The following is a 25,015-nucleotide window of genomic DNA, read 5'->3' on the forward strand; positions in this document are numbered from 1 at the left end:
AAAGCGGCTAGGGTTCTACGATGCCCAAGGTGAATCTCTCTCTGGCTGGCATTCCAACACTAAGCGCACAAACCTCCGAACATCAAAAGGACGGACTGTAAGTTCAAAACATTCCAGGCCTCACTCTTCCCTGTAAATTTTAGAGGGTCCCTCTCCCTAAACCACTGTCACACCAGACTGATGCATGCTTTTTCGACAAAAAGATTGGCGTTTCGGGGAGGATTCCGATATCAGGATGGATAAGAGCGACCTGTATTTGGTTAACTGTACATCCAGGAGCTTTTTGCGCGTGTTCTCTCTATACGGGCATCAGGGGCACTTCCCCTGTCGCAAGCCCGTCGCCTCCCGCTCCTTCTCCTCAGAGTGAATGCTCCTTCAAAAACGGTTGCCCAGCAAAAATACAGTTTCCCTCTACATATACACTTTCATACATGAAGCATGAAGATTTGCCTTGTTCAACTATCGCAAAAGCAAGGCAAGCCGACATTTCAGACGTCAGACATCCTCCGACGGACAACCTGATAAGGATTATGGTGTGTCCATCCGGAAAAAAGCGTCAGTTACGACAAAGTTTCAAATCCGGAAATGGGGATTTTGGCCAATAGCGAGGAAATCAAGCGCTTGCGCGGAGGCGACCTGGTGGTGACCCCTCGAACAAACGCCCAGATTGACGCTGCGATTGGTTAAAAAGACCATTTCCTGCTGAAAATCAAGGTGGATCTAAAGAACACCTGACCGGAGTTCCAGGCTGCAGTGAGGAATTTTATGTCAGATTTGAAAAAAGCATGTATGTCACGCGGTTGCTTCCATGCCCAAAAGCCCCAGCCAAGGGCCCTGAGAGAAATGTTTCACTGGGTCGGAAACACTCTCTGTATCCCATCCATCTGCATGAAGTTCGAGGATCTCTATACCTTCTATTTCTTTTGCTCAAGTGGTTTCGTGGCGCTGGCTAAAGATCACCGCGCTTCATTGTGCAATACAAATGCATGCCTGCATTTCAAGAAACAAGCTCTCAGTTTACTCGGACAACCCCTTGAAAAATTTCTGGATGCAGACGCAACGGCCCAACTCTGCAAATGTTTAGCGGAACTTATGAAAACTGGGAAACCATTTGCCTTTATAGCTCCCTTTAAATCAAACAATGCGGAATCGATTCCGCTTCACATTGAAGGATTCGTTTTTCAAAAGGAAAAAGATCCCTTCCTAACCGCTTGTGTGTCATTCAGACTTCCCGCGTTGCCGCGCATTGATCGCGATACTGAAAAACGCTATACCCAAATGGCTAAGTCGTATATTTCCCATATAAAAAGATCCCGTTTACGCAGCAAATGCCGGCAGCGCAGAAAAAATCACTCGGATGTCCCTTCAGCAGGGAAGGAATTGCATCCTAAATCGGTTGACAATTTTGTGACACTTCTTGAACGAGATCGCCAAGATATAAGCAATGCACTACATGATCAATTCGGACAGCTTTTGGCTGTACTCAAAATTAATTTTCAAAACATGCTAAATGATTTAAATAGCATTGATAATGCAATAAAATTGCAATGTAATAATATTTGCTCTCAAATTGATGAGCTTATTTCAGCAACAAGAGATATATCGCATTATTTGCGCGCTGACCACGTAAAAACTCTAGGTTTGATTTCATCCATTCAAGGTCTACTTGATGAAATCGTATTGAAAACAAACATGCGCTGCAAATTATTTGCTCAAAATGAAATTAACCAAATCGATGGCAAGACAGCTATTGTTATATACAGAATCGTTCAAGAGTCGCTTAATAACATTTTAAAACATGCCAAGGCCACAGACATCTGGGTTACCATCAAGAAAAAAGACACTTTTGCCCACTTGTATGTTGAGGACAACGGCATCGGGTTTGATCCATTAAAAATCCTTCCCAAGGATAACTCAGCAGGATCTGCGTTGGGCATTGTCATTATGCATGAAAGGATAAAGCAATTGGGCGGTAAACTTAAAATAGATTCCAAGCCCGGAAAGGGAACAATTCTCTCCGCAAACATCCCCGCTTACTTTGACAACAGAAAACCATATTGATGGGATGGTGAACTCCACACTTGGCGAAACCACTTCAAAGATGGCATGAGCGATGAAAAGCGGCAAAGTTGTCTTAGTAGATGATCATGAGGTGGTCTTGGAAGGGCTTAGGAAAATTCTGGAATCATCTGAAGACTTCGAAATTGTTGGGATAGCGAAGGATGGTTCTGAAGCCATTTCAATGGTCAAGACGCTCAAACCTGATTTCATCATCATGGATATCTCCATGCCCGAAATGAACGGGATCGACGTCACTCGTGTCATCAAAGAATTTGATCAGGATGTTAAAATAATCATTTTCTCCATGCATGTCGAGCGGATCTACGTAACTGCTCTCGTGAGAGCAGGGATTTCCGGTTATCTTTTGAAAAGCGGTCCCCTCTCGGATATCCTTCTGGCTCTCAAAGCTGCAGCAGTCAATGGAACCTTCTATAGCGCCGAAGTGATGACCATCCTTCAGAAAAGGTTGACAGATTTCGAAATCTTGAATGGTGGTAGCAACAATCAAAATCCGGAGATTACGAGATTAAGTCAACGTGAAAGAGAGGTATTCATGCTTCTGGCCGATGGATTGCGTCCGAAAGAAATCGCCGAGAAGCTCTGCATCAGCCAAAAAACGGTCGAAACGCATAAATATAATATCATGCAGAAACTCGCCGTCAAATCTGTAGCTAACCTGACAAAAATTGCTATAAAAGAAGATTTACTTAAATTATAAAGAACAAATAATCTTCGTTTTCTACCCATTATATTTAGTTTCCATCCGGAAATGGTCTTTTTTGCCAATCTCGGCGTCAATCTGCACATTTGCTTGTGCGGCGACCACCAGGTCGCCTCCGCGCAAACGCTTGATTTCCTTGATATTGGCAAAAAATCCTCATTTCCGGATTGGAAACTGGGTTGTACCGGGAAATCATTTCCGGATGGAGACTATCTAGTTTCCATCCGGAAATGGTCTTTTTGGCCAATCTCGGCGTCAATCTGCACGTTTGCTTGTGCGGCGACCTACAGGTCGCCTCCGCGCAAGCGCTTGATTTCCTTGTCCTCCTGAGACGAATTTTGCGGCAGGGGGACTCCCGGTGATCAAATCGAACGGTAAGACAACGACACTGCCTCCTGGAAGTTACGGTGCGCTTGAGCTTGGAACCCTGAACAAACTCTATCTTTCCTCAGGCGACTACTACTTTACATGAATCAAAATTCTGAATTCTCTGAAGCTCTATCTCGATTTGACTGGGGCCCGATCAACATCTATGTGGTAGGTGACGTGACATGTATTTCGGGACGAACATGGGGGTCTATCCGACCGGCGGGGCTGGCGCAGATGTGTATCTTGAGACGCATGGGATCTTCCAGATGCGGGAAGCTTCGGATGGGTACGGGTCTGTCTTTGCACCCTTCGGAAACATCGTCATCAGTGGCGGAAACAAAAACATTTTTGGAAGATTGTGGTCTTGCAAAAATGTCATTTTGGATGAGTGCATCACGATTCACTGTGTGCCCTGTCCATAAGCATAAACAACGGCCAAGCCCGAATAGACGGAGCATCCCGGTTGCCGGGATGTTCCAAGACAGCCGGCCTGTTGGGCAGGGTTACCCACAAAGCGCCATCATCAGCTGCAATTGCGAAAGCTACCTGTTCAAAGAAACATTGAAACAGGGAGGAAAAGAGGAGGCCGGATGCACAATTGCCAACGATTGAAAAAGGAGGGAGCCCATAGAACTCCATCAATCTCCAATCTCCTCCAATCAAAACCTATTTTCAAAAGGGTGGAAATTTGGGTGATAGGATGTGGACACCTGATGAATATCTTTTTGAATACGATCTGATCACTTTTGATCAGCTGGATTGATTGACAACAACCCTCTCAGCGTTTCAACCAAGGTGACAGGAAAAAGGGGACGGATCTATCTCTTGCCAGCAAAAGATAGATCCGTCCCCTTTTTCTCTCTGTTTGCTTTTTCGCGCGTGCAGCACCGGCAAAAGGAGGGCAGACTCAAGATTGCTCTTCTTTTCGGTGCTGCATGGACGGGCTTCTATTTGAAAGGATCCCAGCGGACCGTCTGCTTTTCGTAGGAGGGCGGAAAGAGTTTCAGAAATTCATCGTAATAGTACAGCTCCTTGAAGGACGCGAAGGGGAGTCCGTAAGCGGCTTTGGGCCGCTTTTTCAGCTCATCCGGGTCGATCTTTCGCGAGACGATCTCATCCATGACGTCGTCCATGCCTGTGCCCATGGCAAAGCGCAGTTTTTCGCGGTTGGCGATACGCTCAGGCAGCATGTCTCTGAAGGCTTCCCGGAGGACGTATTTCTCCACTTGTTTTTCGCCGTAGATCTTCCACGCCATGGGGATCGTCTTGGCGAAGGCTACGACACGGGTATCGAGGAATGGGGTTTTGTAGATGACCGAATTGGCCATCCAACTCCGGTCAAGACGCCTGAGGGCCGTGTTGTAAGCGATGTCCAGCAGCTTTTGAGCCAGGCGTTCCCGCTGCTCCGCGCTTTTGACGCGGGGGTTCTTGAGGACCATCCGGTACCCGCCGAAGAGTTCATCGGCGCCTTCTCCGACAAGGACTGCATTGCTGTATTCCTTCACCATTTTGGAGACGAAATAGTTCGAGAGAATCCCCGAGATGCAGTCTTCGTCGAAGCTCTCCAGGTACCAGACGGCCTTGGGGATGAACCCTTCGATATCTTCGTCCGTGATTTCATAGATATGGTGCGACATGCCAAGAAAATCGGCCATGAGTTTGGCGTTTTCGAGGTCGGGTCCCGGCGCGCTCTCGACGGTTCCCGTCACCAGCGTGATGGAAGGATCCAGCTCTTTTGCGATCGCCGCTATGATGGAGCTGTCCAGCCCGCCGCTGAGAGCGATGGCCTTGACGTCATCCATGCGCCTCTTGACGGCGTCGATCAGGAGTTGCCTGAGGATCTGCGCCGCCCTTTGCATGTCTCCCCCGTGGTCCGGGATTTCGGGAGCGAAAGGGTGAAAAGGTTTGATGCCTTTTTTCGAGCTGTAGGTACAGCCCGGTTCGAGTTCGTGGACATTGAACTGGACATGGTCTTTGAGGCCTTTCATCTCGCTGCTGAAATAAAAGACATCGTTGTCCCAGCCATAGAAAAGGGGCCTGGCGCCTACAGCGTCCCGGGCCAGAATGACCTCGTCGTCTTTTTCGACGATGGCGCAGACGAAGCTGCCATCCATGTAGCTGAAACAATTCAGCCCGTGTTTCTCGTAAAGCTCCATGAAGAGCTGGATGTCCGTCTTCCCGTTCTCCCGCGCATTGAACAATTTTCCGTCAAAAAGGACATAAGGGGTTTCCTCGAGGGAGGTGCAGTAGGTTCTTTCGGGCGACAGATTGATTTCATTCGCTCCCAACGCTCCCCTTGCGTCCGTCAGGGAGCGGACGATCATGTTTTCGGGGCCTCGATGATGCATGTTCTCGATGATGTGAGCCATATCCTTGGCGGAATCGGTCTCTATCCGGCCGTGTTGTGAAACAATGCCTGCAATGCTGGCCAAAATGGAACCTCCTTTGCGTGTTGACCCACAGCGTGGATTTTCCCTGCCGGGGGGCGGGGATCCGCGGGTTGATTGAACAACTATAGCTAATAACACTGAATATTTCAAGTGAAAATAGTTTTTCTGATATTGTCTGTGGAAAAGGAGTGAAAACAGAAGGGCGAAAACCGGTCTGTTTTTGCACACAAAAACAGACCGGTTTTCGCCCTCGTTGGGTCCCCTGTTTTCGTTTCAGCCGTCAGGCATGCCGGCATTTGAGGAGGCGAATCCCGGTGGTTTGATGAATGATGGTGGCGCCTTCGAAGAGGTGGTCATTCCTTTCGGGGTAGTCGGAGCGGAAATGGCCGCCCCGGCTTTCTTTTCGGTGGAGGGCCGATTCGACGATCAGCCGGGCGACCAGTGACAGGTTCCTAAGTTCGATGATCTCGAGCGTGGGGTAAAAATGCCAATAGATGTCATTGGTGATCTGTACGAGGCCGTTCAGGATGTCCATGGCGACGCGCAGGCGGTTTTCGTTCCGATCGATGGCGCAGTAATCCAGCATGGTTGCCCGGGTCGTATCCCAGAAGCGGTTGAGCATCGCGGGGTTGATTTCAGGGTGGACCGTGCTGCCCTGCCACGGCGGCGGCATCAGGTCCGGATCCCGCAGAGAGGGCGCTCTGTCGAGGGCGGCATCGACGGCGATTTTTCCGTAGAGCGCGCACTCCGTCAAAGAGTTGCTGGCAAGGCGATTGGCTCCCATGAGGCCGGTGCAGGCGACCTCGCCGATGGCATAGAGGCCGTCGATATCCGTCTGGCCGTCCGCGCCCACGATCACCCCGCCGCAGGTATAATGGGCCGCGGGCACGACCGGGATGGGCTCGACAGTCAGGTCGACCCCCTTTTTCAAACAATGGGCGTAGATTTTCGGGAAGGATTGCCGGATGTATTCCTCCGATTTGCCGGTTAGTTGGGCTGTGACATTGAGCCAGACGTGGGGCCGATGGTTTTTTTTCATCTCGGTGTCGATGGCCCTGGCGACGATGTCCCGGGTCGCATGGGACCCGCGTGGGTCATACGCCAGAACGAAGTCCTCGGTCGAATCCCTGTCGAGGGTGAGTATCCCGCCCATGGCTTCCCCCCGCAGGGCCTCGGTCAGGAGGAAACGCCTCTCGGCGGGGTTTTCGGGATTCACTTCATAGAGCACCGTGGGATGGAACTGGAAGAACTCCATGTTGGCGACGCGGGCCCCTGCCCGGAAGGCCATGGCAATCCCATCGCCGGTGGCGTTTTCAGGGTTGCTGGTATAGAGAAACGCCCTGCCGGCGCCGCCCGTTGCGAGAAAGGTCACGTCCGCCTCGATGGTCTTGACCCGCCGCGTCTTCCTGTCCAGGACCCAGGCGCCAAGGCACCGGTCTTTGACCACCTTTACATCGGAGATCCGGTTCCGGGTGATGAGGCTGACCGCTGCATGGTATTCAAGAACCGTGATGAGCGGCTGTTTCCTGACGATTTCGACCAGATGCTCTTCGATGGCCTGCCCGGTATAATCGTCCTTGCAATAGACCCTGGGCCGTCCATGGCCTCCTTCCTGATGGAGGACATAGCGGTCGCCGGTATCCGCTTTCGAGAAGGGCACGCCGTGGTCGATCAGAAATTTTACGCCTTCCGGGAAGGCCTTTTGGACGAAGCGTTGGACGATCGAGGGGATGCAAAGACCGTCCCCGGCCCGAAGGGTGTCCTCCATATGGGATTCATAGCTGTCATCGCCCTTCGCGACCCGCTCCGGATCGACGGCGGCTATCCCCCCCTGGGCGTAGTAGGTGTTGGAATGGGGGAGTCGTGACTTGCTGATCAGGATGCAGGATTTGCCCCGTTCGCTCAATTCGATGGCTGCCCTGAGGCCGGCAAGCCCTGATCCGATGACCAGAAAATCAGTGTGCAGCATGGCTTCGACCGATGTCATGACGGGTTACTCCAGAGATGAAAAGATGAGTGGATCAGTGGTCTGTGATGACCCCATGGCCGGGGAGGTTCCCTCATTGAAACCACGGGGTTTGTCCGGAATCCGAAAGGCGCAACGGGCCGGCACGGCCTCTGCTTCATGAGATCGCCAGCATGCGCTCCAATGCCACCCGGCTCCATTCCGCGGTTTCGGCCGAGACCTGGATTCTTCCCGGCGCCTGACCCTGGAGCAGCCCCTCGAGGACTACCAGGAGGCGCTCGGGTGTGCTCCGGCTCATGTCGATGCAGATGGAATGCTCCTCGTCCAGAGGGTAAACCGTGCGATCCGGCAGGGTCGAGGCGAGCCGCTTGACCAGCCGCAGCTCCGTTCCGACCGCAAACACCGAACCGCTCTCCGCTTCCCGCACCTCGCGGATGAGATATTCCGTGGAGCCGCTGCCGTCCGCGAGCCGGACCACCGTTTCGGTGCACTCGGGGTGCACGATGATGCGGATGCCGGGATGTTGGGTCCGTAACCCTATGACCTGCTCTGGTGTGAAACGTACATGCACGGGACAGAACCCATCCCAGAGGATGACCCTCGCTCGGTCCGGATCGCCCTGGAGTTCCGCCTTCCGCCGGTCCCAGAGGGCGATTTCCTCCTTGGGGATGCCTTTGGCAAGGGCGGTGTTGCGGCCAAGGTTCTGGTCGGGGAGAAAGAGCACGCGGGGCGCTTGTTCAAAGGCCCAGTCCATGACCTTGGCGGCGTTGCCGGAGGTGCATACGACCCCTTTGTGGCGGCCGCAGAACTGCTTGATCTCCGCGGATGAATTGACATAGGTGATGGGAAGGATCGTCTCCCCCACACGTTCGGTCAGCTCGCGCCAGCACCGTTCGACCTGGTCGAGCCTGGCCATATCGGCCATCGGGCATCCGGCGCCCGGGTCGGGCATGTAGACCTCCTGTTCCGGAGCGGAAAGGATGTCAGCCGTTTCGGCCATGAAATAGACGCCGCAGAAGACGATATAGCGGGCTTCCTTGCGCGAGGCGGCAAGCCGTGAGAGATGGAGCGAGTCCCCCATGTGATCGGCGAATCGGGCGATGATGTCCGGCTGGTAATGGTGGCAGAGGATGAGGACCCGGCTTCCGAGCGCCTCCTTGGCCTCTGCGATCCGCGCTTCGATCTCCCTGCCGTTCATAGGGGCGTCGGAGATTTTTCCGGGTGTTTCGGGATGGTGTTCTTGCATGATGATTTCTCGCGCTTCGGGCGGCTCGTTTAGTGTATAGGGATCTTTTTCCGGCGAGGTTGCCGTCAAGCCGGTGCTCTGCAGTCGGGTTTTCCATCGCTGCCTGCAGGTTCACCAAACCGGGGGAGAGATTACCTCACCCGTCGGAAAGGGATCTGGAGGAGGCGGTTCTGGTTTGCTGCAGGAGCGGCTGCGGAAGGCCTTGGGCAGCAGAAAACCTCTCTGACGGCATGCGTTGATCGGGCTAGGGAGCCTCTCCCCGCGGTTCGCGCCCCTGGCAAAACTCAAGGCTCAGGTCCAGGGGAGGAGCGGAATGGGTGAGCCACCCCATGGACAGAAAATCGATGCCCGTTGTGACGATCTGGTGAATATTGTCGAGCCTGATTCGACCCGAGGCCTCCACCAGGGCGCGTCCGCCGATCAGCCTGACCGCTTCCCGCATGAGGTCCGGCTCCATGTTGTCCAGCATGATGACGTCCGCACCGGCACGCAGGGCATCTTCGACCTGTGCGAGGGACTCCGTTTCGACCTCTATCTTGACAAGAGGGCCGACACGCCTCCGCGCCCTTCGGACTGCCTCCAGAACCCCGCCGGCAGCAACGAGATGGTTGTCTTTGATGAGGACCGCATCATCCAGGGCCATGCGATGGTTGTACCCGCCTCCGATTCGGACGGCGTATTTTTCGAGCATCCGCAGACCAGGGGTCGTCTTTCGGGTATCCGTCACTTTGACGTTGTAAGGTTCGGCAATCGCGGCCATTTTGCGCGCGGCGGTGGCGATGCCGGACATCCGCTGCGTCAGGTTGAGGGCAACCCGCTCTCCGGAAAGGATGACGTGGGCGCGTCCCTGAATGTTGCAGAGCGGGGCGGCCCTGGAGATGGGGCTGCCTTCCGGCACCAGCGGTTCCACAAGCGTCGAGGGGTCCAGAATCCGGAAGACGGCCTTGGCAACGTCGAGACCGGCGATGATGCCGTCTTCACGGCTGACGATCACAGCGCGCGCCTCCGCGTCGGGAGGGACGACGGCCTCCGTCGTGATATCGCCCCACCCCAAGTCCTCTTCCAGAGCATCTCGCAGGATTTTTTCCAGACGCAACGGATTCATACACAGAAACATAACATGTTCCTGACAGAAAATGAACGGTTCATTACGAAAGGCCAAAAAAAGAACCCCATGAGCGGCCTTTTTTGCGGTTGACCCGTGTCGGCATATCCTGGAGAATAGCTCCGGGCGCGCCGCTCGAAATATAGATCGTTTCCATCCGGAAATGGTCTTTTTTGCCAATCTCGGCGTCAATCTGCACGTTTGCTTGTGCGGCGACCCACAGGTCGCCTCCGCGCAAACGCTTGATTTCCTTGATATTGGCAAAAAATCCTCATTTCCGGATTGGAAACCGGGTTGTACCGGGAAATCATTTCCGGATGGAGACTAGATCGGAAAAATAAACCTGTTTTTTGCTTTTTCAGTTCTCTTCCATGCGCATTCTAGTCGTAGACGATGATCCCGTGACACTGAAGAACCTGAGACGCCTCTTGGAGAAAAGCGGCTACGAGGTCAGCACGTTCAGTAATCCGGTGCGGGCCTGTGAAGAGTTCAAGAAGGCCTCTTTCGACCTTCTGATCACGGATCTCAGGATGCCGCATATGGATGGTCTGAGCCTTCTCGAAGAGGTCCAGCGGGCCGCCCTCGGCATCGAAGTGATCCTCATGACCGGATATGCTTCGCTGGACGGCGCAGTCGAGGCGACGAAGCGCGGGGCGTATTATTATCTGGCGAAGCCGTTTACGCCGGACCAGTTGCGGGCCGTCGTCCGTGAAGCGCTCGAGCAAAAGGCCTTGAGGGAACGGGGGGCGGCAGGCGGCACGCCCATGCAGGCGGGGGGCGGCTCCAATGCCGTCATGATCGGCGAAAGCCCCAGAATGATGCAGGTTGCGGAGGTGATCCGCCAGATTGCGCCGACCGATTGCAATGTCCTCATCACCGGCGAATCGGGCACGGGGAAGGAGTTGGCTGCCCGGGCTATCCACGCCCTGAGCCCCCGTGCGCAGGGGCCGTTTGTGGCTTTCAACTGTGCAGCCTTCAGCCCTGAATTGATCGCGAACGAACTGTTCGGCCATGAGAAGGATGCCTATACCGGCGCAACCACGCTCAGACCCGGCCTTCTCGAGGCGGCCAACGGCGGGGTGCTCTTTCTGGACGAGGTCGGGGACATGCCCCTCGATATGCAGGTAAAGCTCCTGCGTGTCATCCAGGAGCGGGAGGTGCTGCGCGTGGGCGGCACAAGGCCGATCCCGCTCGACGTCCGGGTCCTGGCCGCGACGGCGAAGGATCTGAAGACCGAGGCAGCCGAAGGCTCTTTCCGGCAGGATCTCTACTTTCGCCTCAATGTGGTCAATCTGGTGTTGCCGAGCCTCCGTGAACGCCGCCAGGATATCCCGCTGCTGGCTTATCACATGCTGGACCGATCCAGGCGGCGTATGGGAAAGACCGTCAAGGCTATCTCCCGAGAAGCCATGGATCTGTTGGAAAATTATCACTACCCCGGAAATGTGAGGGAACTTGAGAACATCATCGAGCGGGCGGTGGCCCTTTGCCGCGGGGATCGCATCCTCGCCCGGGATTTGCCGCCGGACCTGGCCGAACTCGAACTGCACCCGTATGAGCGCCCCGGAGGCTCGCTCATGAACCTCGAAGAACTGGAGGAGGGCTACATTCGGCATATCCTCCAACTGACGGGCGGGGTTCGCAGCAAGGCCGCTCTCATCCTCGGGATCGATCGGGCTTCTCTCTGGCGCAAGATGAAGAAATACGGCATCGACTGAACATCCCGCTGCAGTGAACCCCGCTCGGTGCGGAAGAATGGCAGGGGTTTTCGGTTGAGGACCGATGGATGGATCGCTTCTGCAACAGACATGCTCGGTTCTGCAACATATCTTTCCTTTCCTTCTGCGATTGCCTCTAGATCCTGTTTTTGGATAGGATGTTGCAATCCGCAACGTTTCTTTCCCTTCCATCGCCCCTTTTTTTTAATGTTTTATCAGCTAAATCGATATCTTAAATTATAGCTTCTCTATGTGGTACGCTGCTTGCTTCCCTTTCGATCGAGCGAAGGGAGAGTCTAGAGAGAAAGGGGAATGCAGGGGCATGCTCCATCGGATTCTGGTCATATTCGAAAACCGGAAGGTCCATCAGGCTGCGGTTGTCTATGCCCGAGAGCTTGCCCTACGCATGGATGCGGAGGTCACCTTTCTCATGATAGCGGAGATGGCCTTTGCTGGAGGCTCCCTGCTGGGCTCCAACCGGCACCGCATCCGGCGCATCGAGGAGGAGATGGGGTCGATCCTGGGCGCCTTCGCATCGGAGTTTCTGAAGGACGGGATCTCGGCCGGTGTCGCTTTGAGGGTCGGCGATGCGGCCCAGGAACTTCTGAAGTTTCTGGCCGAAAGGCCTCCGTTTCAAACGATCCTGTGGGGCAGCAGCGCAGCGCTGCCCGAGAGCGGGCCCGGGCGGCGGGCGCATTGGATCATCCGGGTGGCCGGGAACCTGGAGTGTCCGCTTCTGGCGGTGGCCGATAAGTCCGCAGGAGCCCAGCCGGCCGGTAAGACGTAAACGAACTGGACGCTGATTGAATCCTAGGAGGGAAGACGCGGAATGGAACCTTTGACGCTCGATATGATCCTTGTCATGCTGATGATTGCGGTGGCGGTCTTCCTCTTCATTGTGGAGTGGGTGCGTGTGGATGTGGTGGCGATCCTGATGATGGTCGTCCTGCCGCTGCTTCACCTCGTCACCCCCAAAGAGGCTTTTACAGGTTTGAGCAGCAATGCGGTGGTCTCCATCATAGCGGTGATCATCATCGGGGCGGGCCTCGACAAGACCGGCATGATCAATCAACTGGTATCCCCCATCGTGCGGTTGGCCGGGAAAAGCCCGTCGCGGATCGTCATCTTCATCTCGGTCACCATCGCGGGCATCTCGAGTTTCATGCAGAATATCGGGGCGGCGGCGCTTTTTCTGCCGGCGGTCCAACGGGTAAGCCGGTCCCTGAAGGTCCCGATCAGCAAGCTCCTTATGCCCATCGGCTTTTCGGCGATCCTGGGGGGGACGATCACCCTGGTAGGTTCGAGTCCTCTGATCCTCTTGAACGATCTCCTGACGCCTTTCAATCTCAAACCCTTCGGGCTTTTCGACGTCACACCGGTCGGAGTGCTGCTCGTGGCGAGCGGCATCGCCTGCTTCATCCTCTTCGGCCGTTTTATCCTCCCTCAGGGAGAGGCGGACGTCGACACGGCGGCTCCAGTGGGGTCGAGCGTCGAAAGCTACCGCGAGCAGCTTGGAGAACTCCACGAACTGCTGACACCCGATGATTTCACTCATTACCGGGATCCCATCACGGTCAGGGATCTGCGCCGGCGCTATCTGGTCAACGTGGTGGCTTTGACCGAGCAGCCGGATTTCAAGGTCCTGTCGCCGTCCGCGGACGCGATGATCCGCTCCGGCTCGGATATCCTGGTTGTCGGTCGGGAGGAAGACGTCGAGCGGATGGCCGAACAGCTGGGGATGGCGCACAAGGAATCGCTCGAGTTCTTCAAGGAGGAGGCGGCGGAGCATCTCGCCGGTACGGTCGAGGCGGTGGTTGGACCCCGTTCGCCCTGGATCGGCAGGACGCTTCGGCAGATCAACCTGCGGGACCATTTCCAGGTGGTGCCGCTCGCCATCTTCCGGCATGGCGAAAGCTATCGGGCCGAGATCAGCGATATGCCGCTCCAGGTGGGCGACGCGATTTTGATCCAGGGGACCTGGAAACGCCTCCAGGAGTTGCAGGCGGAGCGCAGCCTGCTTTTCACCACGCCGATCGATGTGGAACTCCTCAGACCCGAAAAGGCGTTCTTCGCGGGATTCTGGCTTCTGCTGGCGCTGGTCATGATCCTGGTTTTCAAGATCCAGTTGTCGGTTTGCCTCATGACCGGCGCGCTCGGTATGATCCTCACACGGGTGCTGAGCATCGATGAGGCGTACCAGGCGGTGGATTGGCGGACGATCTTCCTCCTGGCCGGCTTGATTCCACTGGGGATCGCCACCGAAAAAACAGGCACCGCCGCCTGGATTGCGCACACGGTGTTGGGGGCGATCGGTACGGTCCAGCCGATCGTGCTGCTCGCGGTGATTGGATTGCTGTCGACGGTCTTTACGCTCGTGATCTCGAACGTCGGCGCCACCGTGCTGCTGGTGCCCCTCGTCGTCAATATGGCTATCGCTGCAAACGCCGATCCGCGTATGGCCGCCCTGGTGGTCGGGCTGGCCACCAGCAACTCGTTCATTCTGCCCACTCACCAGGTGAATGCGCTCTACATGGGCCCGGGGCATTACCGGAGCGTCGATTTCATGAAGGCGGGCCTGTTGGTCAGCGTGGTCTTCCTGGTCGTGATGGTTGCGGCGATCTACCTCTTTTACGGGGCGTCGTGACGGTCCGCCGGGGATCCGTTCCGGTGGCTCCGATCCCCCTCGGCGATATCGATCGAGGAGGTTGAAGGCAGGGCGGAGCAAAGGGTCTGAACTTATACCGTGAACCTCTGGCAGAAAGGGTAAAGCTTATGTCCGTGATCATCATTTCTGCGGATCTTTATGAAAGCGGTCGCGCGGTTGCCGAAAAGGTGGCTGCAAGGTTGGATTACAGATTGCTCGACCGGGAGATCCTTGGGGAGGTGGCTGCCCGGAACCATATCCCGGAAGCTGAATTGAAACGGGCGCTCGCAGAGAATCCCTCCCTTTTCGGGATGCGTACACGGCGCTGGCGGCAGTCTCTGGCGGTCATTCAACAGTCTGCCCTCGAAAGACTCCTCGACGACAACGCGGTCTGCCACGGCCTGGCGGCTCATCTGTATGTGGTCGGGGTTTCCCATGCCCTCAAGGTGCGTGTCCTTGGGGATGCGGAGAAGGAGGCGGCCGCGCTGTCCGCAAACGAGCGGATTCCGCCCGAAAAGGCCATGAAGCGGCTCGAGCAGCGGAAGCAGCTTCGGCGCCGCTGGTCCCGGAACGCCTTCGGGATGGATGAAACGGATCCCGGGCTGTATGATCTGGTGATCGGTTTGAGCAACATCGACCTGGACGAGGCGGTGCAGACCATCTGCGATACGGTTTCCTACCGCAAATTCCGGCCCATGAGCTGGTCGCAGAAGTGTCTGGCGGATCTGGAGCTGGCCGCGCGTGTCCGGACGGCGCTTTTCGAGCGTTTTCCCGAACTCAAGGTCAGCGCCGACGGCGGGACGCTGGTCGTCGAGGTGCGCGCCATGAAGCGCGAAAAGCGCCGGAAATCTGAAGCGATCAAGGAGATGGCCGGCAAGATCGCCGGGGTCGAGTACGTAGAGGTCCACATTGTCAACGACATCTTTCGCCAGGCGGCGGAGAGTTTCCGCTGAGAATGAAGAGCGGAAACAGGTTGTGAACAGTCCCGGAACCGGGCTAGCATCACGGAAAGGAGCCGAAAATGGATGCGCAATTGCATGTACTGCTCTTGGACGACGAGCCCATTGTGGGCAAAAGGCTCAAACCGGCCCTGGCCAAGATCGGCTGCGATGTGGAGGTCTTCGAGGACCCGCGTTTGGCATTGGCCCGCATCGATGAACAGGAATTCGACATCGTAGTGACCGACATCCGGATGGACGAGATCGACGGGATCCAGGTCCTGGAGCGCGTGGCCGCCAAATCGCCGCGCACCAAGGTGATCATGATCACCGGGTATGCGATGATGTCTCTGGCGCGTGAGGCCATGGACAAGGGCGCCTTCGACTTCATCGCCAAGCCGTTTCAACCGAATGACCTCCGCAAGGTCATCGCCAAGGCCGCCGAGGCGCTGGGAACCCCTCTGAAGGTTGAATCAGGGGAAGCGGTCTGACCATGGAGAACATGCGCGAAGGCATCACGACGGGGTTGGGTGGTGGAGCGGGGGGCAAACAAGAGCAGCCCCGCTCTGGAGCCACCCTCGAAGGCAGGTACGGCCGGATCGAAGCTGCCGAGACGGCGCGGCAGGCTTTGCTGTCGCGCAGACGGATCAGCCTGCGGTTTCAGATCTATGTCTGCTTCCTGCTCGTTTTTTTCTTTGCCATGGGGATTGCCACCGCCCTGGTCGTCGCCATGTACCAGATGGAGGAAAAGCTCCGGTTCCTGGAGATCGTCAACGACTATGCGATCGAAATCCAGCAGGCGCGGCGCTTCGAAAAGAACTATTTCCTCTACGGGACGAACCTGAGCGATGCCTTGGAGAATGTCTATCATGCCCATGACATTCTGACCCTGAACGCGGAGGAATTGGGGCGCATCCTGGGGGCGGCCGGCCACGAACGGATCGGGCGGGATATCGAGCGCTACGAGGATCTGCTCGAGAGCTTGGCGGATCTGGAGCAGCACCAGTTGATCGATCAGGATGAGTTTGAGCGCAAAAAGGAAATCGAGCGTGAGTTGCGGAAGCACGGTCAGCGTATGGTGTCCTCTGCGGACGAACTCATCAAGCGTGAGAAGGCTGCGCTGGAACAGGCCATCCAGCGCTCCCGCAATATCCACATCTACTCGCTGATCTTTCTGTTGATCTTTATCGTCCTGAACGCCTACCTTCTGGGGAGCCGGATTCTGGGGAACATCAACCGGTTTTCGGATTATGCCCGGCGGATTGCATCCGGAAATTTCACCCCCATCATGCCGGTCCGACGGTTTAGGGACGAATTCACCGATCTGGCCATCGCCATCAACCAGATGATCCAGGAGTTGGAAAGTCGTGAGGCCGTCCTCATCCAATCCCACAAGATGCGAGCGGTCGGGACGCTCACGGCCGGCGTGGCCCATGAACTCAACAACCCCCTCAACAACATCACCCTGACCGCGCACATGCTTCTCGAGGACTATGACTCACTGAGCGAGGAGGAGCGGAAGGACATGCTGCAGGACGTCGTGAAGGAGGCCGACCGGTCGAAAAACATCATCGCCAACCTGCTCGATTTCGCCCGCGAAAGCGGATCGCAGCTGGAGCCGTTGGATCTGCGGCAGCTCCTGGCCGATACCGTCCATCTCGCGAGCAACCGGGTGAAATTGAGCGGTATCAAGATCTCGCTCCAGACCCCGGAAAACCTTCCGCTCGTTCACGGTGACAGTCAGCAGCTCCGGCAGGTTTTTCTGAATCTGATCCTGAACGCGATCGACGCATCCCAGAAAGGGGGGAAGGTGGACGTCTCCGTCGGCGTTGCGCAAGACCCGAATTACCTCGCTGTGAAGGTGAAAGACCACGGCAGCGGCATCCCGGAGCACATCCTCGGGTTGATCTTCGATCCCTTTTTTACCACCAAGGCCAAGGGCAAAGGCACAGGCCTCGGCCTGAGCGTTTCCCAAGGCATTATCGCCAAGCACGGCGGACGCATCGAGGTGAAAAGCGCCGAAGGCAAGGGAACCACCTTTACGGTGACCGTCCCGGTCACCACTCTTCCGGCGCAAATCGGTCTTCCCAAAAAATGATGTCGGCGTCCGCTCCTTTGCGTGTCCTACTTTTCGACTGCCTGTGTTTCCCCCGTGCGGTCCACCGTCAGGTCGGCGCGTGCAAAGGAGGGGTTTTCTGTCGGCAGATAAATGTTGAGCCAGTCATGCACGGTGTCGGCCTCCAGAGTCCCTTCGCGCATCACAAAATCAAGGACATGGCCCCCTCCTGAATGATCTTCGACCAGAAAATGCACATGGTAACCAGGGACATTTACACCCTTCACGAAGGGAGGTGACCGAAATCCGATCAAGGTACCCTGAACGTTCGAAAGATTGAAGACGGGCTGGTTTCGGGTTACCTCGACCAGCGGCGGGTAAGGCTTTTGCTGTGCAGGGACGCTCCGCGCCTTGACGTGGTCAAATGTCCCGCGGACCTTGAATGCGCAAAACCGATTCGGCTCGGGGACCAGGGCATCGATCCTTTTTTCCAGTGCCGCGAGGTCCGTCTGCTCCGTGATCGTCTCCCTGTGGTCGGGGTCGAAGGCCGTTACGCAGGCGAAAGGCGTTCGCTCGGAAAGGGCTGGCGTGTATACCTTGCCGTCCGCTCGGACCTTGTAGAACGTGCCGTCGATAAAGACCATTTCGCCGTCCAGCCCCTCGAAGGTCCCGAGGCCGAAATTCCCATACGAACGGAGTTCTTGAAGAGACATGTGCCCTTCATAGACGCCGGTCAACAAGGCATCGATCGTGGCTACCTGTGTAATGCCGTTGGATGGAACGGTGCTGCAACCCGAGAAAAAAATCGCAGCCAGACAAAAGAGGATTGTGAGAGATGAAAATCGTCGCATCATGAACGGAATGAGTCTCCTTTCCAAAAATATGAGGGCATCCTTTCAAACCGCCTTGGCACTCTATTCGAACACCGAGGGCATCCTGGCAGAACCAGCCCGAAATTTCAAGGATAATGGCCAACCGTGACGCGATCGAGCTTTTCACCTGCCCGGATAACGGTCACATCGATCCCTGGCAAATCCCCGCTTGCGACAGACGCTTGATCATGTTCGGGTTTGTCCCCAAGATAGTATCCATCCGGAAATGAGGAGTTTTTGCCAATATCAAGGAAATCAGGTGTTAGGTGGTGTCCATCCGGAAATGATTTTCCGGTACAACTCAGTTTCCAATCAGGAAATGAGGATTTTTCTTCACCGCTTCGCCGCTCAGTCCCACCGCTACGCGGCGGGTCCCGGTTTGGCCAATATCAATGAAATCAAGCGGTTGCACCGAGGCGACCTGTAGGTCGCCGCACAAGCAAACGTGCAGATTGACGCCGAGATTGGCAAAAAAGACCATTTCCGGATGGAAACCAGGTGGCAGCCTGGCGCTGCAGCGCGAACAAAGGTGATGACCGATACCAGGACCGGCCAGAAAGACTGTTACCGGCTGACAACTGAGCATATGTTTCGAACGAGCAATGGAAGATTAACCGCCTGAACGATAAATCTCCATCGCCGCTTCGACATTGTCACCGGTAACGGTTATGGCATAAATGGCGTTGCACATTCTGATGGCATCTTGAAGGGATTTCTGGTGGATATTTCTGCCCGTTGCATTGCCTGAAGCGCCGCTGACGAAGATCTGGTCATGGAGGCGTTGAAGAAATGATTTTACATCCGTGCTTGAACCCCCGGCACAAACGACCTTTGTGCGGCCTGCAGCCAAAACGGCCTCTTTGAATAATTCCTTTGAATCCTTGTTCATCTGTTTAGGATAGTTCACTTTGACAAAATCACTGCCAAGACAGGCTGCCACTCCCGTGGCACCAGCAATCAGATGGGGATCTTTTTCATCCGCTACGGCTTTTCCGCGGGGATAGACCCACAACACTGTTATCAATCCATGCTGGTGCGCATCATAGATGATTTGAGCCGCCTGATGCAGCATTTCCGCCTCGAACTCGCTTCCTAGATAAAGCGTATAACCTACTGCCAAAATATTCAATTTAGTATGGTTGCGAAAGTCGATAACCCTTTGAACATCCAACCACAGATGACTGAATGGATCCGCTTGAGATGTTTTTACAAGATTGCTCTTGGAATTCAGTTTTACCAGATAAGGAATATTTGGATAACTCATTCCGTATCGGGCGATCAAGCCGAGCTGCGTGGCGAAAACCCCTATTTTGCTTAAGCTTGCAATTCTAAAAAGATGCTCCGGATCAGCGTCATCGATGTGAATTTCGGATCCGTAAAAATCGTCATTCAAATGTTCCACTTTTTGATCGCCTGCAAAAAGCATCAATCGGCCGGTTGATTTTGTAATCCTATTGTAATTTTCAATATAGGTGGATTTCAAAATCTCGGGAACATCCATAGGAACCAAGATATCGTTTTTTCGGTCCATTTGAAGTCCTCATTTCGATGTATGATCTTTGACAGGAACCTTTTCGAAAACTTGGAAACGCCGATCCAAAAGGGCATTATTTCTACAAAATAGAAGACAATGGACCTTCATCGAAAAGGGCTGTTTATCGGAACCTCTCAGATCTACAGGCGCTGATCGATATTTCCGGGTCCTCCGCAATCCGGTGTGTAACATGTGATGTTTATAAAACTACATTTTTCACCGCATTCCGGGCAAACATCGGGAGGTGCCGGGGCCGTTAACGTGAATCCGCAGTGAGAACACTTCCAATAGGTCAATCCGCACTTTGGACAGATATCCCCTTCAAATCGTCCATCAGCCGTATAGCCACAATGCGCGCATACCCATTTTCCCAGTTCATTCGTCATGACGTCCCCTCCTTGACCTGCATCAGTTCCAACAAGAATACTCCCCTCTGATAAAAGAAGCAATTGTCATGCCTTTGCATGTTTTTGGCGTATCCGAAAATAGGCCAGGAAAATGTGTACGATTGCCCTGCCCCTCGCTGCAAGGTTTCAAATAGTTGTGATTATAGGTTTTCACCGCGATAATCGTTTGCGAAAGCAGCAGAAGTCCCGCCTGGAGGACGGAATGTTTTTGGCCAATGAGGCATGCCTTCCGGGGATGAGGCTCAGAATACAGGTCGTTTCCATCCGGAAATGGTTATGCGCACAATCAAGCTTTCGATCCTGAAAGGAGGTTTATTCTTCACCGCTCCGAGGCGGGACTCTGTCTGATATATATCAATGAAATCAATCGCTTGCGCGGTTTGATCGCTAGGTCGCCATACGGGCAAACATACAGATTGACGTCAAGAGTGGCCAAAAAGACGACTTTTGCCGAGAAACAAGACAGTATCCATCCGGAAATGATTTCCTTATAGAACCCAGTTTCCAATCCGGAAATGAGGATTTTTGGCCAATATCAAGGAAATCAAGCGTTTGCGCGGAGGCGACCTGTGGGTCGCCGCACAAGCAAACGTGCAGATTGACGCCGAGATTGGCCAAAAATCCTCATTTCCGGATTGGAAACAGACAGATTTTGACGGGTCTATTATCAGAAATCGGCAGGGGTACATATTCGCAGGTAACGCTTCGGTTGGCCATAGTAACGTTACTTTTTGCTGGCATCTCCGGATGCTTGTCTAAACCTATCGTCTTGCGTATTCGAATCCGCTCCACAGCTAGGCGCGGAGCGGATTTGAATACGCAAAATCGAATATCGAATCGAGGATAAGGTTGCCTGTTATAGGTCCGGAAAGAAATTTCCTGGTCGACTGCAATTTATATTCGCTCCGGCGTTCAATCGACGATTGATCGATTTAAGCGGGTAAGTTGTTTATTTTCAGATTGTTAAAAAAGTTCTTTCGGACGTTGACAGGCTTCGAACGTTGATAGTTTCACCTTATAACGTATTCATAAAAAAGTCCTTGCCAGCCACGGTAACGTTACACGGATCGGGCAATCCAGAAGGAAAAGATTGAAGGGACAGTGTTTCTGCTGCAATTCTTCCCGCCTTTCCCGCTTGTTTTTGGTGGTGGCATATCTATTGCTCCATCAAGCCCGTAAAGCCATATCCTATATTATGCTCGGTCTCCATCCGGAAATGAGGATGTTCCTTCGCAGCTTCGGCTGCGCAGTTTCATTCTTGTTCGAGGGGTTCCGGTTTGACTAATATTCAGGAAATCAAGCGTTTGCTTGTACGTCGAACTGCAGGTCGTCGCACAAGCAAACGCGCAAATTGGCGCCGAGATTGGCCATGAAAGGCTTCACCGTAACACCCCTGAACTTCCTATTATATCGCTCGGGCTTATGACGTCAACAAAGATAGAAGTCGAGCCATCAACCTGGCCCCAGCGGCATGGCCTTTTGTTTATTCAAACCCTAACATTCGTTTCCAAATCAATTGAATCGAAGACTTCAAGATAGTTTATGCTACCGCATACTGTGCAATATCCATGGCCTGATGGTGAACGTAGCGGAGGTTTGATCGACCCATAACCCTACAAGCTAGTGTCCATCCGGAAATGATTTTCCTATAGAACCCAGTTTCCAATCCGGAAATGAGGATTTTTGGCCAATATCAAGGAAATCAAGCGTTTGCGCGGAGGCGACCTGGTGGTCGCCGCACAAGCAAACGTGCAGATTGACGCTGAGATTGGCAAAAAAGACCATTTCCGGATGGAAACTGGGTATGCTTTTTGCGAGCGTGAATTTGTACAAGAAAGCATTGATCTGTTGTATTATGTCTGTTATTGATGGTGTTATGAGCATGATAAGTGGATGTTTCGATCAGGATATTCAAAATTAAAGGATTGGATTCACATCATGAAGAAAGCCCTGCTCTATGAGCCTGTAGCTGAAAATCGGGTGCGTTGCACTTTATGCAATCATGGGTGCAAAATTCATGAAGGTAAAAGAGGGATTTGCGGCGTGCGGGAGAACCGTGGCGGAGATCTCTACAGCCTTGTCTATGGCAAAATCATTGCGGAGAACGTCGATCCAATCGAAAAAAAGCCCCTTTTCCACTTCATGCCTGGCTCGAAGGCATTTTCCATCGCAACCGTGGGATGCAACTTTCGCTGCAAATTTTGCCAGAATTATGACATTTCCCAATATCCGCACGATCATGGCGGTGAAATCGTCGGCCAGGATCGTACACCCGAAGACATCGTAGCTTCCGCAAAAGCGGCGCAATGTGAAACCATTGCCTACACCTATACGGAACCTACCATCTTTTTTGAATTTGCACTGGACACCGCGATGCTGGCGCGAAGGGACGGCATAAAGAATGTCTTTGTAAGCAATGGCTTCATGAGCCCTGAAGCAGCCCGTCTGATTGGGCCTTATCTGGATGCCATTAATATTGATATAAAAGCCTTTAGCGAAAAATTCTATAAGGATATCTGTGGGGCCCGCCTCGAGCCTGTTTTAAGAACAATCGAATTGATGAAAGAAATGGGAGTTTGGGTGGAGGTGACAACGCTGATTATTCCGGATCTGAATGACGGGAGTCAGGAACTGCATGACATCGCTCGTTTTATCAAAAGCGTCGGTGTAGATATCCCATGGCATGTCACTCAGTTTTTCCCGACTTATAAGTTAATGGACCATACGCGTACTCCTGTCGATACTCTGCGTCGAGCCCACGATATCGGTTTGGAGGAGGGTTTACGCTATGTGTATGAAGGCAATATCCCAGGCGAGGGAAGGGAAAACACCATCTGCTACGCCTGTAAAACGCCGCTCATCGAGCGTTACGGCATGAGCCTCATTGAAAATCGGCTGCAGGGCGGCAAGTGTCCGGAGTGCGGGGCCAAAATCGATGGAATCGGCATGTGAGCAGCGTTTGAATGTGCTGCAATTCCCCCACCGGCCGCGTGAGATCAGCGTGTTGCCGCCGATCCGCAGCGATTTTCAGCGGCAGGGCGGAGGGTTTGGATGATCCTGGCGGTTATATGGACTAGGCGGCGGCTGGGATGAGGCTCCAGATCCTCACGGCGGAGTCTCTGGGAATGCGGGGCCTCTGTTGCCGGATCGCGTTGCGAGGTCGGGTGATTGTGATCGACCCCGGGGTCGCCTTGGGTGCCTGGCGCCACCGCCTCTTGCCCCATCCGGTGCAGATCGCTGCGGGTGCCTTCGCCCGCGGAAGAATCGTTGCGGCTTTGGAGGAGGCCACCGATGTGGTTTTCAGCCACTATCACGGGGATCATATCCCCCTGGCTGAGGCCAACCCCTACCAGCTTTCTTTCGCCCATTTGCCGCCCCGCTTCAAGGCACTGCGTGCGTGGGCCAAGTCGCCCGAAGGCCAGTCCGAAAAGAGCCAATCCCGTGCCCATGACCTGATGGGCCTTTTATCGAAAGGTTGGCAAATCGCAGAGGAAGTGGAGGATGGTCCGCTGCGTTTTTCACGGGCGATGCCGCACGGCCTCGACGGTCTGGCTTTCGGACACGTCATGATGACCCGGGTGGCCTTGGGCGGCTGCACCTTTGTGCATGGCTCCGATATCCAACTCCTCGACGATGCCACTGTGGACGCCATTCTCGAGTGGTCGCCGGATATTGTCCTGGCGGCCGGTCCGCCGCTCTATCAGCAGGGACTGCTTCCCGGGGACCGCGCCCGCGCCTGGCAGAACGCCAAGCGCCTGGCGAAAAGGGTTCGAACCCTTATCCTGGATCACCACCTGCTGCGATCAACGGAAGGACTGGACTGGCTTCAAGACCTGTCCAAGGCAGCGAATCGACGGATCTATTGCGCGGCTGATTTCATGGGCCGTCCCAGACGACTGTTAGAGGCGGAACGGCAGGACCTTTATCGGACGATGCCTGTGAAAGAAGGCTGGCACGAAGCCTATGCGCGCGGCTTGGCACAGGTGAAAGATTTTACTCCTATGTCCTTACATCCACACCCCGCTCCCGCAGGTAGGCTTTGAGTTCCTGTATTCCAATGATATTAAAGTGAAAAACAGAAGCGGCCAGCAGGATGTCCGCACCCGCCTGCACTGCGTCGTAGAAATGCTCGAGCGTGCCGGCTCCCCCCGAGGCGACGACGTCCACTTTGGTGGCCTCCTTGATTTTCCGGATCAGGGGCAGATCGAAGCCCGTTTTCATGCCGTCGGTGCTCTTGCTGGTGGGTAGGATCGTATTCACGCCGTAGTCCGCGACCTGTTCGGCCCACTCCACGGCATCGGCTCCGGTTGGAGTGCGGCCCCCGTCGATATAAACCTCGTATCCGGAGGGCAAACGGTCGCTGGCCGCTGCGTCGATGGCTACGGTTACCCGCTCGGTCCCGAACGCCTTGACCATGTCCCGAATGACCTCGGGTTTGCGAAAGGCCGCGCTGCTGGTCGAAATCTTGTCAGCCCCGGCGCGGATTACGGCCTCAGCGGAAGCCACGTCGCTGATGCCCCCGCCGACGGTAAAGGGGATCGTAGCGGCGCGCGCCACCTTTTCGACGACGTCCAGCATGGTCGCCCGGCCTTCGATCGTTGCCGTGATGTCCAGAAGGGCCAGTTCGTCCGCCCCGGCATTGCAGTATGCTACGCAGCACGCAACGGGGTCCCCGGCGTCCCGGATGTCGACGAATTGAACGCCCTTGACGACGCGTCCATTCTGCATGTCGAGGCAGGGCATGATTCTGATGGTCATCGGTGCTTCCTCCCGTCTGAAAAGCGATCGATTTCTCTGAAAGAAAATGAGTCAAGTAAATAGCTTCCATCCGGAAATGATTTCCCGGTACAACCCAGTTTCCAATCCGGAAATGAGGATTTTTGGCCAATATCAAGGAAATCAAGCGTTTGCGCGGAGGCGACCTGGTGGTCGCCGCACAAGCAAACGTGCAGATTGACGCCGAGATTGGCCAAAAAGACCATTTCCGG

The 25,015-nt window shown here is 54.6% G+C and carries 26 protein-coding genes; 13 read left to right on the forward strand and 13 right to left on the reverse strand.

Going from position 1 to position 25,015, the window contains the following annotated elements; genetic code table 11:
* Positions 1-573: 573 nt before the first annotated feature.
* On the reverse strand, positions 574-696 hold the full coding sequence (locus ACZ500_RS02725) for a hypothetical protein (protein WP_464231002.1): 123 nt from the start codon (positions 694-696) through the stop codon (positions 574-576).
* 192 nt (positions 697-888) lie between these two features.
* Here ACZ500_RS02725 and ACZ500_RS02730 point away from each other — a divergent pair, with 192 nt between their 5' ends.
* The 4 genes from ACZ500_RS02730 (at position 889) to ACZ500_RS02745 (ending at position 3,763) form a co-directional block, all read left to right on the forward strand.
* Positions 889-2,061 carry a sensor histidine kinase gene (locus ACZ500_RS02730; RefSeq protein WP_464231003.1) on the forward strand — a complete coding sequence of 391 codons (1,173 nt, stop codon included), beginning with the start codon at positions 889-891 and terminating at the stop codon, positions 2,059-2,061.
* 52 nt (positions 2,062-2,113) lie between these two features.
* The gene (locus ACZ500_RS02735) at positions 2,114-2,779 is read left to right on the forward strand and encodes a response regulator (RefSeq protein ID WP_464231004.1); all 666 of its coding nucleotides are present in this window, start codon (positions 2,114-2,116) and stop codon (positions 2,777-2,779) included.
* Positions 2,780-2,830: 51 nt separating this feature from the next.
* Positions 2,831-3,112, forward strand: a complete 282-nt coding sequence (locus ACZ500_RS02740; protein WP_464231005.1) for a hypothetical protein — start codon at positions 2,831-2,833, stop codon at positions 3,110-3,112.
* Positions 3,113-3,433: 321 nt separating this feature from the next.
* On the forward strand, positions 3,434-3,763 hold the full coding sequence (locus ACZ500_RS02745; RefSeq protein WP_464231006.1) for a hypothetical protein: 330 nt from the start codon (positions 3,434-3,436) through the stop codon (positions 3,761-3,763).
* 335 nt (positions 3,764-4,098) lie between these two features.
* Here the strand turns inward: ACZ500_RS02745 and ACZ500_RS02750 are convergent, their stop codons facing one another.
* From ACZ500_RS02750 to nadC, 4 genes are all read right to left on the reverse strand, one after another.
* Positions 4,099-5,583 carry an asparagine synthetase B family protein gene (locus ACZ500_RS02750; RefSeq protein WP_464231007.1) on the reverse strand — a complete coding sequence of 495 codons (1,485 nt, stop codon included), beginning with the start codon at positions 5,581-5,583 and terminating at the stop codon, positions 4,099-4,101.
* A gap of 238 nt (positions 5,584-5,821) precedes the next feature.
* Complete coding sequence (nadB, locus tag ACZ500_RS02755) at positions 5,822-7,528, reverse strand: L-aspartate oxidase (RefSeq protein WP_464231008.1); 1,707 nt, start codon at positions 7,526-7,528, stop codon at positions 5,822-5,824.
* Between the two features lie 136 nt (positions 7,529-7,664).
* On the reverse strand, positions 7,665-8,753 hold the full coding sequence (gene nadA / locus ACZ500_RS02760; protein ID WP_464231009.1) for a quinolinate synthase NadA: 1,089 nt from the start codon (positions 8,751-8,753) through the stop codon (positions 7,665-7,667).
* Between the two features lie 244 nt (positions 8,754-8,997).
* Positions 8,998-9,858, reverse strand: a complete 861-nt coding sequence (gene nadC / locus ACZ500_RS02765; RefSeq protein WP_464231010.1) for a carboxylating nicotinate-nucleotide diphosphorylase — start codon at positions 9,856-9,858, stop codon at positions 8,998-9,000.
* A gap of 163 nt (positions 9,859-10,021) precedes the next feature.
* Here nadC and ACZ500_RS02770 point away from each other — a divergent pair, with 163 nt between their 5' ends.
* From ACZ500_RS02770 to ACZ500_RS02800, 7 genes are all read left to right on the forward strand, one after another.
* Entirely contained in the window at positions 10,022-10,186 is a 165-nt protein-coding gene (locus ACZ500_RS02770) for a hypothetical protein (RefSeq protein ID WP_464231011.1), read from the forward strand.
* A 73-nt stretch (positions 10,187-10,259) separates the two neighbouring features.
* The gene (locus ACZ500_RS02775; protein ID WP_464231012.1) at positions 10,260-11,576 is read left to right on the forward strand and encodes a sigma-54-dependent transcriptional regulator; all 1,317 of its coding nucleotides are present in this window, start codon (positions 10,260-10,262) and stop codon (positions 11,574-11,576) included.
* 322 nt (positions 11,577-11,898) lie between these two features.
* Complete coding sequence (locus tag ACZ500_RS02780) at positions 11,899-12,363, forward strand: universal stress protein (RefSeq protein ID WP_464231013.1); 465 nt, start codon at positions 11,899-11,901, stop codon at positions 12,361-12,363.
* Between the two features lie 42 nt (positions 12,364-12,405).
* Positions 12,406-14,220 carry an SLC13 family permease gene (locus ACZ500_RS02785; protein WP_464231014.1) on the forward strand — a complete coding sequence of 605 codons (1,815 nt, stop codon included), beginning with the start codon at positions 12,406-12,408 and terminating at the stop codon, positions 14,218-14,220.
* A 128-nt stretch (positions 14,221-14,348) separates the two neighbouring features.
* Positions 14,349-15,173, forward strand: coding sequence for a cytidylate kinase-like family protein (locus ACZ500_RS02790; protein WP_464231015.1), 825 nt, complete (start codon positions 14,349-14,351; stop codon positions 15,171-15,173).
* A 68-nt stretch (positions 15,174-15,241) separates the two neighbouring features.
* On the forward strand, positions 15,242-15,649 hold the full coding sequence (locus ACZ500_RS02795) for a response regulator (RefSeq protein WP_464231016.1): 408 nt from the start codon (positions 15,242-15,244) through the stop codon (positions 15,647-15,649).
* 2 nt (positions 15,650-15,651) lie between these two features.
* A complete protein-coding gene (locus ACZ500_RS02800) occupies positions 15,652-17,256 on the forward strand; it encodes a sensor histidine kinase (RefSeq protein ID WP_464231017.1) in 1,605 nt (534 codons plus the stop codon).
* 26 nt (positions 17,257-17,282) lie between these two features.
* Here ACZ500_RS02800 and budA read toward each other — a convergent pair whose 3' ends face one another.
* The 6 genes from budA to ACZ500_RS02830 all read right to left on the reverse strand — a co-directional run bounded on the left by budA (position 17,283) and on the right by ACZ500_RS02830 (position 21,812).
* Positions 17,283-18,068, reverse strand: coding sequence for an acetolactate decarboxylase (gene budA, locus ACZ500_RS02805; RefSeq protein ID WP_464231018.1), 786 nt, complete (start codon positions 18,066-18,068; stop codon positions 17,283-17,285).
* A gap of 319 nt (positions 18,069-18,387) precedes the next feature.
* Positions 18,388-18,567: a hypothetical protein gene (locus ACZ500_RS02810; protein ID WP_464231019.1), complete on the reverse strand. Its 180-nt coding sequence runs from the start codon at positions 18,565-18,567 to the stop codon at positions 18,388-18,390.
* A 129-nt stretch (positions 18,568-18,696) separates the two neighbouring features.
* On the reverse strand, positions 18,697-19,617 hold the full coding sequence (locus ACZ500_RS02815) for an aldolase (RefSeq protein ID WP_464231020.1): 921 nt from the start codon (positions 19,615-19,617) through the stop codon (positions 18,697-18,699).
* Positions 19,618-19,760: 143 nt separating this feature from the next.
* Positions 19,761-19,916: a rubredoxin-like domain-containing protein gene (locus tag ACZ500_RS02820; protein ID WP_464232984.1), complete on the reverse strand. Its 156-nt coding sequence runs from the start codon at positions 19,914-19,916 to the stop codon at positions 19,761-19,763.
* A gap of 498 nt (positions 19,917-20,414) precedes the next feature.
* Complete coding sequence (locus ACZ500_RS02825; protein WP_464231021.1) at positions 20,415-20,645, reverse strand: hypothetical protein; 231 nt, start codon at positions 20,643-20,645, stop codon at positions 20,415-20,417.
* A 1,002-nt stretch (positions 20,646-21,647) separates the two neighbouring features.
* The gene (locus ACZ500_RS02830; RefSeq protein ID WP_464231022.1) at positions 21,648-21,812 is read right to left on the reverse strand and encodes a hypothetical protein; all 165 of its coding nucleotides are present in this window, start codon (positions 21,810-21,812) and stop codon (positions 21,648-21,650) included.
* Between the two features lie 153 nt (positions 21,813-21,965).
* Here ACZ500_RS02830 and amrS point away from each other — a divergent pair, with 153 nt between their 5' ends.
* Together amrS and ACZ500_RS02840 are read left to right on the forward strand one after the other, a co-directional pair.
* A complete protein-coding gene (gene amrS, locus ACZ500_RS02835) occupies positions 21,966-22,979 on the forward strand; it encodes an AmmeMemoRadiSam system radical SAM enzyme (RefSeq protein WP_464231023.1) in 1,014 nt (337 codons plus the stop codon).
* Positions 22,980-23,116: 137 nt separating this feature from the next.
* On the forward strand, positions 23,117-24,070 hold the full coding sequence (locus ACZ500_RS02840; protein ID WP_464231024.1) for an MBL fold metallo-hydrolase: 954 nt from the start codon (positions 23,117-23,119) through the stop codon (positions 24,068-24,070).
* Here the strand turns inward: ACZ500_RS02840 and hisF are convergent.
* Positions 24,027-24,785, reverse strand: a complete 759-nt coding sequence (gene hisF / locus ACZ500_RS02845; RefSeq protein WP_464231025.1) for an imidazole glycerol phosphate synthase subunit HisF — start codon at positions 24,783-24,785, stop codon at positions 24,027-24,029. The two genes, ACZ500_RS02840 and hisF, sit on opposite strands and share 44 nt — an antisense overlap.
* Positions 24,782-25,009, reverse strand: a complete 228-nt coding sequence (locus tag ACZ500_RS02850; protein ID WP_464231026.1) for a hypothetical protein — start codon at positions 25,007-25,009, stop codon at positions 24,782-24,784. The genes hisF and ACZ500_RS02850 overlap by 4 nt, the downstream gene beginning before the upstream one ends.
* Positions 25,010-25,015 lie beyond the last annotated feature (6 nt).

It is taken from the genome of Desulfatiglans parachlorophenolica, assembly GCF_055394735.1.